Here is a 13133-nt window from a genome sequence, read left to right as displayed (position 1 = left end):
TCGGTACCCCTGGGAAACTCCAGGCGCCCCCATTCCGTCACGTACCGCTCATCGCCGTCATCAGGACGAGAGGCCCTTCACCCATGCCCGAAGTCAACCGGCGCCGCTTCCTCCAACTCGCGGGCGCGACCACGGCGTTCACCGCGCTCTCCAGCAGCATCGAGCGTGCCGCCGCCCTTCCCGCGCACCACCGCACCGGCACGATCGAGGACGTCGAGCACATCGTCGTCCTGATGCAGGAGAACCGGTCCTTCGACCACTACTTCGGTGCGCTGCGCGGAGTGCGGGGTTTCGGTGACCCGCATCCGGTCACCCTGGACAACGGCAAGTCGGTCTGGCACCAGTCGGACGGCACCAAGGACCTGCTGCCCTTCCACCCGGAGGCCGACGATCTCGGCATGCAGTTCCTGGAGGGCCTCCCGCACTCCTGGCCCGACGGGCACGCCGCCTACAACGGGGGCAAGTACGACAAGTGGGTGCCCGCGAAGGGCGCCACGACCATGGCGTACCTGACCCGCGAGGACATCCCCTTCCACTACGCGCTCGCGGACAAGTTCACCGTCTGCGACGCCTACCACTGCTCGTTCATCGGCTCCACCGACCCCAACCGCTACTACATGTGGACGGGTTACACGGGCAACGACGGCAAGGGCGGCGGCCCGGTCCTCGGCAACGACGAGGTCGGCTACGACTGGACGACCTACCCCGAGCGGCTGGAGGGGGCCGGTATCTCCTGGAAGATCTACCAGGACATCGGCGACGGCCTGGACGCGGCCGGTTCCTGGGGCTGGATCCAGGATGCCTACCGAGGCAACTACGGCGACAACTCCCTCCTTTACTTCAACAAGTACCGCAACGCCAAGGCGGGCGACCCCTGGTACGACAAGGCCCGCACCGGCACCGACGTGAAGAACGGCGACGGCTACTTCGACCGCCTGAAGGCCGACGTCAAGGCGGGCACGCTCCCGCAGATCTCCTGGATCGCCGCCCCCGAGGCGTTCTCCGAGCACTCCAACTGGCCCTCGAACTACGGCGCCTGGTACATCTCGCAGGTGCTGGACGCGCTCACCTCCAACCCCGAGGTCTGGGCGAAGACGGCGCTGTTCATCACGTACGACGAGAACGACGGCTTCTTCGACCACCTCGTACCGCCGCTGCCGCCGAAGTCCGCCGAGCAGGGCAAGTCCACGGTGGACGTGACGCTGGACCTCTACAAGGGTGACGCGAGCCGGGTGGCCGGCCCGTACGGTCTCGGCCCGCGCGTGCCGATGCTGGTCGTCTCGCCCTGGAGCAAGGGCGGTTACGTCTGCTCCGAGACCCTCGACCACACGTCGATCGTGCGGTTCATGGAGGAGCGCTTCGGGGTGCGCGAGCCCAACATCTCGCCCTGGCGCCGGGCGATCTGCGGCGACCTCACCGCCGCCTTCGACTTCTCCCGTAAGGACGCGCACCCGGTCCCGCTGCCGGAGACCGACGGCTACGAGCCGCAGGACCGGGACCGCCACCCCGACTACAAGCCCACCCCGCCGGCCGACCCGCGCATGCCCCGCCAGGAGCGCGGCACCCGCCCGGCCCGCCCGCTCAAGTACGCCCCGTACGTGGACGGTTCGGCCGACCCGGCGGCCGGGAAGTTCACGCTCGCCTTCGCCTCCGGCAGCCACGCCGGCGCCGCCTTCGTGGTGACGTCCGGCAACCGCACCGACGGCCCCTGGCACTACACGACCGAGGCAGGCAAGACCGTCGCGGACACCTGGAACTCGGCCTACTCCAAGGACGTGTACGACCTGACGGTGCACGGCCCCAACGGCTTCCTGCGGGTCTTCAAGGGCCGGGGCAAGGGCACCGCCGGACCCGAGGCGACCGCACGGCACACCGGCGACGACGTCGAGCTGACGCTCACCAACAAGGGCTCCGGCACAGTGGAGTTGACGGTGAGCAACGGGTACGGGGGACAGGCCCGCAAGATCAGGGTGCGGGCCGGGGCGACCGTACGGCACCGGGTGGACCTGGGCGCCAGCAGGCGCTGGTACGACCTGACGGTCACCTCCGGCGCTGACGCGTCGTTCCTGCGCCGGTTCGCCGGGCACGTGGAGAACGGCCGGGTGGGCGTGAGCGATCCGGCGATAGCCGCCTGCTGAGGGGGTGGGGAGTGGGGCCGGGGCGCCTTGACCGGGACATGGTTGTCATCCAGCCATGCCACGGTAGTGTGCCCCGGTGACCACGCAATCGAACATACCTGCAGGTTGGTACCCGGATCCCCACGGAGCCCCTCAGACGCTCCGCTACTGGGACGGATCTCAGTGGACCGACCACACCAATGTCGACCAGCAGCAGGCGCAGCAGCCCCCGGCCCAGCAGCCGCATGCCCAGCAGCCGCAGGCGGCGCCGGTTCAGCTGCCCCAGCAGGGATTCGGTCAGCCCCAGGGCCAACCGCAGAAGGGGTTCGGGTCGGCGCAGCCGGCCGCCGGTGCCGACCCGCGGGTCCAGCGGCAGGTGCAGCAGCAGGCCGGGGTCGCGGCGGGCGGGGCCGGTGGCGGCACGCTGTTCAGCGAGCCGGTGCTGGTGGTGAACCAGAAGGCCAAGCTGATCGAGCTGACCAACGAGTACAAGGTCATGGACCAGCAGGGCAAGGAGCTGGGCTCGGTCGTCCAGGTCGGCCAGAGCGCGCTGAAGAAGATCCTGCGGTTCGTCTCCAGCCTCGACCAGTTCATGACGCACAAGCTGGAGATCCGGGACGCCCACGGGCAGCCGGTGCTGCTGCTGACGCGGCCCCGGAAGTTCATGAAGTCGCGGGTGCTCGTGCAGCGTCCGGACGGCTCGCCGGTCGGTGAGATCGTCCAGCAGAACATGATCGGGAAGATCAACTTCGCGATCAACGCGGGCGGTCAGCAGGTCGGCGCGATCAAGGCCGAGAACTGGCGGGCCTGGAACTTCGCGATCGTCGACCACGCGGAGAACGAGGTCGCCCGTATCACCAAGACCTGGGAAGGTCTGGCTAAGACGATGTTCACGACCTCGGACAACTATGTCCTGCAGATCCACTACCAGCTGCCCGAACCCCTGCTGAGCCTGGTGGTGGCGACGGCGCTGACCGTCGACACGGCGCTGAAGCAGGATTCACGGGGTCTGGGCTGACGGGGCTGTTCACGGCTGGCGGGGCTGTTCGGTCGGTTCACAGGGGCTGACCGAAGCCGCTGTTCACAGGCGTGTTGATGACGGCCCGCCGGTTCACGGAGGGCTGGCGGTTCACAGGTGCCGGTCGGTTCACAGAGGGGCGTGACGCCCCGGCTCCGCGGCGTGTTCACAAGGACCGGTCGGTTCACAGAGACCGGTCGGTTCACAGAGCCGTGAGGGGCTCAGGCTCCGAGTCCGGTTAACGGGAACCGCTCGGTTCACAGGAACCGGTCGGTTCACAGCGACGTGAGGTGTCCCGGCTCCGACGGCTGCCGGGGCATCAACGACGGTTCGTACGGCGCCGGGTGGGCCGGGTGGGCCTCCAGCGCGAGGACCGACGCCACCGGATGCTCCTCGTCATCCAGGACCGAGACCTCAACCGCAGCCGGAATCGAGGCGGGCGCCGACACGGGCACCGACACCGGGTCCGGCGTCGACCGTGACAGTGTCACCACGCCCCACCCCGCGAGCCCCGCGCCCGCCAGCGCCAGCAGCAGGCCCGCCGCCCCGCCCTGGAGCCGTTCGCCGAGCAGCGTCAGGCCGATGACCGCCGCCGCGACCGGATTGGCCAGGGTCACCAGGGCCAGCGGGCCGCCGAGGCCGCCCCGGTAGGCGGTCTGGGACAGGATCAGGCCGCCCGCCGCGAAGGCCGAGACCAGCAGCGCCACCCCGATGACCTGCCAGCCGGGCAGCGCACCCGAGCCGGCCGTCGCCGCGACCGTGACCGTCTGGGTGAGCGCCGAGGCCACCCCGGACGCGATGCCGGACGCGCTCGCGTGCCGCAGCCCGGGCTTGGCGCCGGGGCGGGCCAGCACCCCGATCAGGACCATCGTCGTACCGGCGACCGCGAGGGCCTCCGGCAGACTCAGCACGTCGTCGGGCGCCGGACCGGACGCCGTGACCAGGATCGCCGCCAGACCGAGCAGCGTCAGGGCGGTGCCCCGCCACTCCACCGCGCTGACCCGCCGCCCGGCGACCCGCGCGCCCAGCGGCACGGCGGCGACCAGGGTGAGCGCACCCAGCGGCTGCACCACCGTGAGCGGACCGTACTTGAGGGCGACCACGTGCAGCAGCGCGCCCGCCGCGTTGAGCAGCACCGAGCCCCACCAGGCGCCGGTCGCCAGCAGCCGCCGTATCCCCGCGTCGGCGTTGCGGGAGGCGAGCCGTTCCTGGGCGACGGCAGCGGCGGCGTAAGCGACGGCCGAGAGCAGGGAGAGGGCGACGGCGACGAGAGTGGCGGTGTTCATCGTCCCGCTCCCAGTCCCGCGCCTACGAGAGCGGGCTCGTCGGCCGGGGCGAGCCTGCTGCCCTGCCCCTGCCCGGCTGTCGACTCGGTGCGGTGCGGCAGGTGGACGACCGCGAGGGCGATGCCCAGCAGGGCCGACGCCACGATCGCGTCGAGCCAGTAGTGGTTCGCCGTACCGACGATGACCAGCAGCGTCACCAGCGGATGCAGCAGCCACAGCCAGCGCCAGCGGGAGCGGGTCGCGACGATCAGGCCGATCGCCACCATCAGGGCCCAGCCGAAGTGCAGCGACGGCATGGCCGCGAACTGGTTGGACAGGGTGTCGGCCTCGGGCGAGGCGCCGTAGACCGTGGGCCCGTACACCTGGCCGGTGTCGATGAGGCCGGCCGCGCCCAGCAGCCGGGGCGGGGCCAGCGGGAAGGTGAGGTGGATGACCAGGGCGGCCCCGGTGACCACGGCGAGGACCCGGCGGGCCCAGACGTAGTGGGTGGGGCGCCGCAGGTAGAGCCAGACCAGGAAGGCGGCGGTGGCCGGAAAGTGCACGGTCGCGTAGTAGGTGTTCGCGACATGGACCGCGGTGTCGCTGTGCAGCAGCGCGGACTGCACGGCGCCCTCGCCGGGGAGGTGGAGGGCACGCTCCCAGTCCCAGACGCGGGTCGCGTTGTGGAAGGCCTCGGCGGTGTGTCCCGTCGCCAGTTGCCTGCCGAGTTTGTAGACGAGGAACAGGCCCGCGACCAGCAGGAGTTCACGGACGAGCGGCGGCCGTCGTATACCGGCGGGTTCCGCCTTGACAGGCGCGGTGCGGGCTTCCATCCCCCGACCCCTTCGGTAGTGCGTTTATGGGCGTGAACTCGTCTGTACGGGCGCTCAGCTCATCGATACGTTGGTGTACCGATACGCCAGTGTACCGAAACGGATCCGTTCCGGTACACTGGCGTATCGATGGACTTACGCCACACTGGAATCGGGAATAAGCCGCAGAGCAGCCCGACACGAACGACAGAAGTGACAGAAGCGATAGGAATGAGGAGCGCAGGCATGACGTCGCAGGCCGCGGAGGGATCGGAACCGGTCGTCGCCTCCCGCCGCTCCAAGATCACGCCGGAGCGTGAGCAGGAGTACTTCGACGCCGTGCTCCTCCAGATCCGCGAGTGCGGGTACGAGGCGCTGACCATGGAGGGCGTTGCCGCCAGCGCGCGCTGCAGCAAGTCGACGCTCTACCGGCAGTGGAAGACGAAGCCACAGTTCGTGGCCGCCGCGCTGCGCGCCAACCGGCGCGCCCGCTTCGCCGACGTGGACACGGGGACCCTCGCCGGGGACCTGCGCGAGGCGGCGCGGGCGGCGGGCGAGTGGTCGGGCCACGACACCCGGCTGATGCAGGCCCTCGGCCATGCCGTCATGCAGGACCCGGAGCTCCAGGAGGCGCTGCGCGAGGCGCTCGTCGAGCCGGAGCTGTGCGCGTTCCGCGAGATGATCCGGCGCGGGATCGAGCGCGGCGAGATCGCCGCCGACCATCCGGCGCTGGAGTACGTACCGGCGCAGATGATGGGCGTCCTGCGGGTCCGCCCGGTCCTTGAGGGTCAGTACGCCGACCCGGAGTATCTCGTGAGGTTCGTGGAGGCCGCGGTGCTGCCCGCACTCGGACTCACCTGAGACGCAGGTCGCCGCCCGTGGCATGACCGGACGGTGACCTGTTCGCGCCGACCCGTGGGGACGGGGGCGGCGCGCACCCCCCGGCCGGGTGGGGTTCCTCTTGAGCGGAGAGGCGCCCCACCCGGCCGATCCACGTGATCACACGTTCTGCCCGCTGCCGTCCCCGGACGAGACCTTGATGCCGGCGGTGATCTCGTCGATCACCGACTCCTTCTGGTCGGCGTCGACACCGAACCGGACGACGACGATCTGCTGCGGGTTGGCGGGCGCGGGGAAGGCGAGCGACTCGACGAACCCGTCGGCGCCCTTGCTCGTGATCGCCTTCCAGCGGACCAGATAGCCCTTCTGCCCGGCCACGGTCACCGCCTTGGAGGCCAGCACCTCGTGCGAGGTGATCTTCCCGTAGGTCGTACCGCCGTACGACTCCTCGGCGTTGGCCTCGATGTCCGCCTTGGCGACCGCCTCAGCGGTGCTGCCCGAGGTGCCGAGCGCCAGTGCGGGCGCCGAGTACGCCCCGCCCTTCGTGCAGGTCTTCGTCGTGTCGCCCGGGCACTTGTACGAGCTGTCCGAGGTCACCTGCCCGCCCACGCTGAGCGACTGGCCGTACCAGCCGTCGGGGATCGGAATGCTGATCCCGTTGACCGAGTCGGGCACCGACCCGCTGTCGATCGTCGGGCTCTCCGAGGGCTCGGACTGCTGCGGATCGGGCGTCTGCCCGTCCGAGCCGCCGCCGGTGCCACCACCGGGCCCGCCCTGACCACCACCGCTCTGGCCACCTGGCCCACCCTGCCCACCGGTGCCACCCTGCCCGCCGGGCACCTGCGAGCCCGCATTGCTACCGCTGCTGCCGTCGTCCTTGGTCAGCGCGTACACACCGCCGCCTATACCGGCGAGGACGGCTATCGCCACCGCGACGGCTATACCGGTGCGCAGCCCGCGCCGGGTGCCGGTGTCCGTCGGTGAATGGTCCGGATACTCCGGATACGCCCCGCCGGCGGCCAGCACCGGCGGACCCCAGGCGGGGGCCGAGCCGTCAAGACGGGTCTGTTCCGTCCATGCCTTACCGTCCCACCAGCGCTCGGTGGCGGGGCCGTCACTTGTCTGCCCGGGGTCGGGATACCAGCCGGGAGGAGTCTCCTGCGTCATGCCCCCACCGTATGAGGCAAGGGTGAAAGCCGGATGAGAGGAGTCATCTTTCCTCGGGGAAAGACGCAGAATGGCGGTCCGAGATGCGGAGATAGGGGGATACGGGAGGTCAGGTGCCGTCCACCGGCAGCCGCAGCGGGACCTTCTGGCCGCCCGGGGCAGAGGCTGGGGGTGACTGAGCCGAGGATGCTCGGGTGTCAGGCGCTGGTGCTTTCCGGGCGGGTGCCCGCGATGCCGTAGAGGTGGGCTGAGATGCCGGGACGGTCAGGGGCAGGAGCCCTCGACCAGCGGCCGCGCAGGCGCCTCCTGGGCTGTCGGGGGCAGCCGCAGTCCCTCCCCTGCCAGGGGTGCGCGAGCCAAGGACGCCGGGCGCCTGTCCTGTCCGCCGGGTGCGCGGGGAGGCCGTGGGTGGTCAGGAGTCCGAAGGCCGCGAAAGCGTGCGTCTGTCTCGCGGCGGAGGGCGGTCCCGGCTCGACGGGCGGTCAGGCGCCTTCCACCACCAGTCGCACCGGCGCCTTCTCCGCCGCCGGCGGCAGTCGCAGGCCCTCCCGGCCGGGGGTGACCGAGCCGAGGATGCTCGGGTGGTGGGCTCCGGTGCTGGCCGGGTGGGTGCCAGGCAGGCCGTGGGTCGTCAGGAAGCCGAGGACCGCGAAGGCGTAGGCCTCCTTGGCGGGGGACGGCAGGCCCAGTTCGTCCGAGGTGCGTAGCGGCACACCGGGGAGGCGGGCTCCGAGCATTGCCATCAGTACGGGGTTGCGGGTGCCGCCGCCCGAGGCGATCACCTCTGTCGCGCCCACGGTGCTGACGGCGTCCGCGACCGTCCTCGCCGTGAGCATCGTGAGCGTGGCGATCACGTCCTCGGCGGACAGGGTGCCGAGGCCGGCCAGGGCGTCCTGGAGGTAGCCGAGGTGGAACAGCTCCTTGCCGGTGGTGCGGGGTGCGGGCAGTGTGTAGTACGGCTCGTCCAACAGGCGTCGCAGCAGCGGGCCGTGGACTGTGCCCCGGGCAGCCAGGGCGCCCTCGGCGTCGTACGTGAGCCTGCCGCCGCTGAAGCCCTTCGCCGCCGCGTCGATCAGCGCGCAGCCCGGTCCGGTGTCGAAGGCGGTGCCGTCCGGGGCCGTGAGGTTGGCGATGCCGCCGAGGTTCAGGGCGACGGGCGTGCCCGGTCGGCCGCGCAGCCACAGCAGGTCGACCAGGCTGACCAGCGGGGCGCCCTGGCCGCCGGCGGCGATGTCGCGCGGGCGGAAGTCGGCGACCACGGGCAGTCCGGTCGCCTCGGCGATCCAGGCCGGTTGGCCGAGTTGGAGGGTGCCGTGCGCCTGCCCGGCATCCACCCAATGGTAGACCGTCTGGCCGTGCGAGGCGATCAACTCCGCTTCCCCGCCGCACAGTTCGCGCACCGCACGGACGGCCGCCCTCGCGAAGGCCTGCCCGATCCTGGTGTCGAGGCGGCACACCTCGGACAGGGAGGTGGCGGCCGGAGGCAGCGCCGCCGCCAGCGACTCCCGCAGTTCGGCGTCGTACGGCTCGCTCACCATTCCCAGCGGGCGCAGTACGAGGCTGTCGCCGACCAGGGTCAGCTCGGCCGCCGCCGCGTCGATGGCGTCGTACGACGTCCCGGACATCAGACCGATCACCCGCATGCCCTCAACCCGCCTTTCCGGCAACGAACTTGGGGGAGGCGGCGAGCGCGAGCACGCTCACCGCGCACACCGTCGCCGCGTAGTACGCGGGGACGTCCACGTTCCCCGTCCGTTTCACCGTCTCCGTGATGATCAGGCCCGCGCACCCCGAGAACACCGCGTTGGAGAGGGCGTAGGCGAGGCCGAGGCCCGTGTATCGCGCGCTCGTCGGAAACAGTTCGGCGAGCATCGCCGGGCCCGGACCCGCCATCAGCCCGACCACCGCGCCCGCCCCGAACACCGCCACCCCCTTCACCGGGTTCGAAGTACCCGCGTCCTGAAGGAGGTTGAGCAGCGGCACCGCCAGGACCACCACCAGCACCGCCCCGGCCAGCATCACCGGCCGCCGCCCCACCCGGTCGCTGAACCACCCGGCCGGTACGATCGTCGCCGCGAACCCCAGATTGGCCAACACCGTGGCGAGCAGCGCCTGTTGAAAGCTCGCGTGCAGGGTGCTCTGGAGGTAGGAGGGGAGTACGACGAGGAAGGTGTAACCGGCGGCGGCCCAGCCCATGATCCGCCCGGCGCCCACCGCGACGGCCCGTGCGATCTCACGGGCGGGCGGGCTCTCCGCGGCGGTCGCGGTGGCGGTCGCTCGTTCGAAGTCCGGGGTTTCCTCCAGTCGCAGTCTCAGCCACAGCGCGCCCAGCGCCAGCGGCAGTGTCAGCAGGAACGGCAACCGCCAGCCCCAGTCGGCCAGTTGGGCCTCGGTGAGCAGTGTGGCGAGCAGGGCCGCCGCGCCCGCCCCGGCCAGCAGTCCCAGCGCCACCGTGAACGACTGCCACGACCCGTACAGCCCGCGCCGCCCCGGTGGCGCGAACTCGGTCATCACGGAGACCGCGCCCCCGAACTCGCCGCCCGCCGAAAGCCCTTGGACCACCCGGAGCAGCGTCAGCAGCCAGGGTGCGAGGGCGCCGACCGTGTCGTACGTCGGCAGCACGCCGATCAGTGTCGTGGCGCCCGTCATCAGCGCGATCACCAGGATCAGCACCGGCCGCCGGCCGATCCGGTCACCGAGCCGGCCGAACACGGCCGCGCCCACCGGCCGGAAGAAGAACGCCAGTCCGAAGGACGCATACGTTTTCACCAGCGCCTCGGCCTCGCTGCCGCCCTCCGGGGTGAAGAAGCGGGCCGCGATCACCGTCGCGAAGTAGCCGTAGACGCCGAACTCGTACCACTCGATGAAGTTCCCCACCGAGCCCGCGAACAGGGCTCTGCGGGAGTGCTCCGGACGAGGGGGCCGCAGGTCGGGGGCGGGCGCGGGCGCGCTCATGGAGGTCCTTTCCGGGGGCGCGGGCGGGGCGGTCGAGGGGGCGCGTCAAGGGGCGGATGCGCGCCCGCCGCGACGGAAAATTAGCTTCATTTCAGGGGGTGTTGACTGTCAATAACTTTCACGACGCCTGGTGGCGGGCCCGCGGCGTCGCCCTGCCGTACTCCCTGTCACTCGTCCCGGCAACACCTGCGCGGACCCGCCTCCACTTCGGCAGCCGGACGGCTAGTCTCAAGTTCTGTACGTCGTTCAGGCGATACCGGGGAGGTAGCGGGATGACGGAGGAACGGCCCGGGACGGCCGGTTCTGCCGCCCTGTGGGAGCGCGACACACAACTCGCCGCCGCCGAGCGGGCGATCGACGCCCTGTGCGCCGACGCCGCCTCCTCGGGCAGCCTGCTGCTCCTCACCGGCGAGGCGGGCCTCGGCAAGACCGCGCTGATGGCCGAAACCCGGCGCATCGCCGAGCGGCGCAACTGCACAGTGTGGTCGGCACGCGGCGGCGAGACCCTCAAGTCGGTCCCCTTCAACGTCGTACGACAGCTGCTGCAGCCCGCGCTCCTGTCGCTGATGCCGGAGGAGGCCCGCGAATACCTGGGCGACTGGTACGACATCGCCGGCCCCGCCCTCGGCATCTCGGAGCCCGGCGACCGCATGGCCGACCCGCAGGGCGTGTGCGACGGCCTGGTCGCGGCCGTACGACGGCTCGCCAAGCGTGACTGGCCGCTCGTCCTGCTGATCGACGACGCCCACTGGGCCGACCAGGAAACCCTGCGCTGGCTGGCCGCGTTCGCCGAGCGGCTCGACGACCTGTCCGTCCTGGTCGTGGTCGCCCGCAGGCCCGACGAGGCCACCGGCGACCGCGCCGACCACCTGGAGGCGATCGCCAGGACGGCGGTGGGCCCCGTCGCCGCGCTCGACGCGCTGACCCCGGCAGCCGCGGCCGGCCTCACCCGCGCCACCCTCGGCCCGCACGCCGACGGCCCGTTCTGCCGCGAGGTGTGGGCGGTCACCGCAGGCAACCCGTACGAGACCGTCGAACTCCTCGCCAAGGTCCAGGACGCCGGACTGGCCCCCGTCGAGGCGTCCTGCGGAAGCCTGCGCGAACTCAACAACTCGGCGCGCGGCGGCGGCCTCGTCGCCCGTCTCCAGGACCTGGGCCTCGCGGCCACCCGCTTCGCCCAGGCCGCGGCCATTCTCGGCTCGGGCATCAGGGTGGACCTCGTGGCCCGGCTGGCCACCCTGGGTCCCAACGAGGCCTACCGCTGCGCCAACCTCCTCTGCACCGAACGCATCCTCACCGAACCCGACCTGACGGCCGGTCAGGTCACCGACAGCGAGCTGGAGTTCGTCCACCCGCTGATCGCCACCGCCGTCTACGACTCCATCCCGGACGGCATGCGCACCGCCATGCACGGCATCGCCGCTCAGGTCGTCACCGAGTCCGGGCAGGGTGCCGCGGCGGCCTCGCACCACCTTCTGCACGTCTATCCGGACGACGACGAGGAACTCGTCGACCAGCTCCGCGAGGCGGCCCGCGAGCACCAGGCGGTCGGCGCCCCGGACGCGGCCCGCAGCTGTCTGGAACGCGCCCTGCTGGAACCGCCCCGCCCCGAGAGCCACGCGCACGTCCTCTACGAACTGGGCTGCGTCACCCTCCTCACCTCGCCCGCCACCACCATCGGACACCTCCAGACGGCGCTCGCGCTGCCCGGCCTGGAGGGCGCCCTGCGGGTCGACGCGATCGTCCGCCTCTCCCAGGCCCTGCTGCACAACGACCAGATGGAGGAAGCGGTCCGCACGGTCGAGGAGGAGGCCACCCGGCATCAACCAGGCCCCGCCCGTATGCGGTTGCAGGGCGCGCAGTTCATGCTGGAGTGCCTCCACGGGGGCGACGCGCCCGCGCCGGGCCGCTCCGAGCGCCTCGCCGAGCTGGCCCGCCCCTGCACCGGCCGGGACAACTCCGAGCGTGCGCTGCTCATGCTGCGCGGCTTCGACGCCATGGCCCACGGCGAGAACGCCGAGGAGGTCGTGGAGGTGTGCGACCGCGCCCTCGTCAACGGCCGCCTCGCCCCCGGACTCGGCTGGACCGACCCCGAGTGGGGCATCGAACTGCTGCTGATGCTGGCCTGCTCGTACGCCTACACGGACCGTCTCGACCGCGCAGAGGCCCTCTACAACGAGGCCCTGCGCGCCTACGAGGCGGCGGGCTGGAGCGGCGGCCACCTCTCCCTCGCCCATGCGTACGTCGGTCTCGGGCACCGCAGGCGGGGCCGACTCAGAGAGGCCGAGACCTCCCTGCGCGAGTCCCTGCGCCTCGCCGAACGCGTCGGGCGCGGCCTGCCCCTGTACTGGTCGGCGACCTGCAACCTCGTCGACACGCTGCTCGCCCGCGGTCATGTCCAGGAGGCCTGGACCGTCGCCGAGCAGTACGGCTTCGCCCCGCCCTACCCGTCCACCATCGTGTTGCCCGAACCCCGCGCCGTACGCGGCCGGTTGCTCCTCGCCGTCGGCCGCACCAAGGAGGGCATCAACGAACTTGAGGCCGCGGAGAAGGCGGCGACCGCGCGGGGCTTCCACAACCCGGTGCTCGCCACCTGGGCCGTCGACCTCGCCCGCGCCCTGGCGACGGAGGACCCGCTCCGCGCCGCCACACTGGCCTCCGACGCCCGCCGGCACGCCGAACGCTTCGGCACGGACACCGCCATCGGCGAGGCCCTCCGCTGCCTGGCAAGCCTGGAGACCGGCCAGCGGGCGGTCCGGCTGGCCGCCCAGGCGGTCGCCTACCTGGAGGCGTCACCCTGCCAGTACGAACACGCGGCGGCCCGCGTCGAGTACGGCATCCTCGCCCGCTCGGTCGCCGAGATCCAACGCGGCCTGACCCTGGCCAAGTCGTGCGGCGCCGACGGCCTGGTGGCCCAGGCACGGGACGTACTGGAGACGGGCCGGGGCCTGCGCTGACC

Annotated in this window: 9 protein-coding genes; 4 read left to right on the top strand and 5 right to left on the bottom strand. The window is 71.7% G+C overall.

What is annotated here, in order from left to right; translation table 11 throughout:
• Positions 1-83: 83 nt before the first annotated feature.
• Together LUX31_RS05775 and LUX31_RS05770 are read left to right on the top strand one after the other, a co-directional pair.
• Positions 84-2138 (top strand): phosphocholine-specific phospholipase C, encoded by a 2055-nt coding sequence (locus tag LUX31_RS05775; protein ID WP_235473611.1) that lies wholly within the window; start codon positions 84-86, stop codon positions 2136-2138.
• A gap of 76 nt (positions 2139-2214) precedes the next feature.
• Entirely contained in the window at positions 2215-3135 is a 921-nt protein-coding gene (locus tag LUX31_RS05770) for a phospholipid scramblase-related protein (RefSeq protein WP_235473609.1), read from the top strand.
• A 275-nt stretch (positions 3136-3410) separates the two neighbouring features.
• Here LUX31_RS05770 and LUX31_RS05765 read toward each other — a convergent pair whose 3' ends face one another.
• Positions 3411-4421 (bottom strand): hypothetical protein, encoded by a 1011-nt coding sequence (locus tag LUX31_RS05765; RefSeq protein WP_235473607.1) that lies wholly within the window; start codon positions 4419-4421, stop codon positions 3411-3413.
• On the bottom strand, positions 4418-5233 hold the full coding sequence (locus LUX31_RS05760; protein ID WP_235473605.1) for a phosphatase PAP2 family protein: 816 nt from the start codon (positions 5231-5233) through the stop codon (positions 4418-4420). The genes LUX31_RS05765 and LUX31_RS05760 overlap by 4 nt, the downstream gene beginning before the upstream one ends.
• A gap of 225 nt (positions 5234-5458) precedes the next feature.
• Between LUX31_RS05760 and LUX31_RS05755 the strand changes: the two genes are divergently transcribed.
• Positions 5459-6073, top strand: a complete 615-nt coding sequence (locus LUX31_RS05755) for a TetR/AcrR family transcriptional regulator (protein WP_235473603.1) — start codon at positions 5459-5461, stop codon at positions 6071-6073.
• A 138-nt stretch (positions 6074-6211) separates the two neighbouring features.
• Here the strand turns inward: LUX31_RS05755 and LUX31_RS05750 are convergent, their stop codons facing one another.
• From LUX31_RS05750 to LUX31_RS05740, 3 genes are all read right to left on the bottom strand, one after another.
• On the bottom strand, positions 6212-7219 hold the full coding sequence (locus tag LUX31_RS05750; protein ID WP_235473602.1) for a DUF2510 domain-containing protein: 1008 nt from the start codon (positions 7217-7219) through the stop codon (positions 6212-6214).
• A 482-nt stretch (positions 7220-7701) separates the two neighbouring features.
• On the bottom strand, positions 7702-8862 hold the full coding sequence (locus LUX31_RS05745; protein ID WP_235473600.1) for an anhydro-N-acetylmuramic acid kinase: 1161 nt from the start codon (positions 8860-8862) through the stop codon (positions 7702-7704).
• A 4-nt stretch (positions 8863-8866) separates the two neighbouring features.
• Positions 8867-10174 carry an MFS transporter gene (locus LUX31_RS05740; RefSeq protein WP_235473598.1) on the bottom strand — a complete coding sequence of 436 codons (1308 nt, stop codon included), beginning with the start codon at positions 10172-10174 and terminating at the stop codon, positions 8867-8869.
• Positions 10175-10446: 272 nt separating this feature from the next.
• On the opposite strand from LUX31_RS05740, the gene LUX31_RS05735 reads away from it, so the two are divergent.
• Positions 10447-13131 (top strand): ATP-binding protein, encoded by a 2685-nt coding sequence (locus LUX31_RS05735; protein WP_235473596.1) that lies wholly within the window; start codon positions 10447-10449, stop codon positions 13129-13131.
• Positions 13132-13133: the final 2 nt, after the last annotated feature.

The organism is Streptomyces sp. GQFP (assembly GCF_021545335.1).
Classification (GTDB): Bacteria; Actinomycetota; Actinomycetes; order Streptomycetales; family Streptomycetaceae; genus Streptomyces.
The sequence above is the reverse complement of the archived record's forward strand: the minus strand, read 5'-3'. Positions and strand labels throughout refer to the sequence as shown.

Excerpts from the sequence above, each read along its gene's own strand:
- LUX31_RS05755 (WP_235473603.1), top strand. The coding sequence starts at position 5,459 with ATGACGTCGCAGGCCGCGGAGGGATCGGAACCGGTCGTCGCCTCCCGC.
- LUX31_RS05760 (WP_235473605.1), bottom strand. The coding sequence starts at position 5,233 with ATGGAAGCCCGCACCGCGCCTGTCAAGGCGGAACCCGCCGGTATACGA.
- LUX31_RS05775 (WP_235473611.1), top strand. The coding sequence starts at position 84 with ATGCCCGAAGTCAACCGGCGCCGCTTCCTCCAACTCGCGGGCGCGACC.
- LUX31_RS05740 (WP_235473598.1), bottom strand. The coding sequence starts at position 10,174 with ATGAGCGCGCCCGCGCCCGCCCCCGACCTGCGGCCCCCTCGTCCGGAG.
- LUX31_RS05745 (WP_235473600.1), bottom strand. The coding sequence starts at position 8,862 with ATGCGGGTGATCGGTCTGATGTCCGGGACGTCGTACGACGCCATCGAC.
- LUX31_RS05735 (WP_235473596.1), top strand. The coding sequence starts at position 10,447 with ATGACGGAGGAACGGCCCGGGACGGCCGGTTCTGCCGCCCTGTGGGAG.
- LUX31_RS05765 (WP_235473607.1), bottom strand. The coding sequence starts at position 4,421 with ATGAACACCGCCACTCTCGTCGCCGTCGCCCTCTCCCTGCTCTCGGCC.
- LUX31_RS05750 (WP_235473602.1), bottom strand. The coding sequence starts at position 7,219 with ATGACGCAGGAGACTCCTCCCGGCTGGTATCCCGACCCCGGGCAGACA.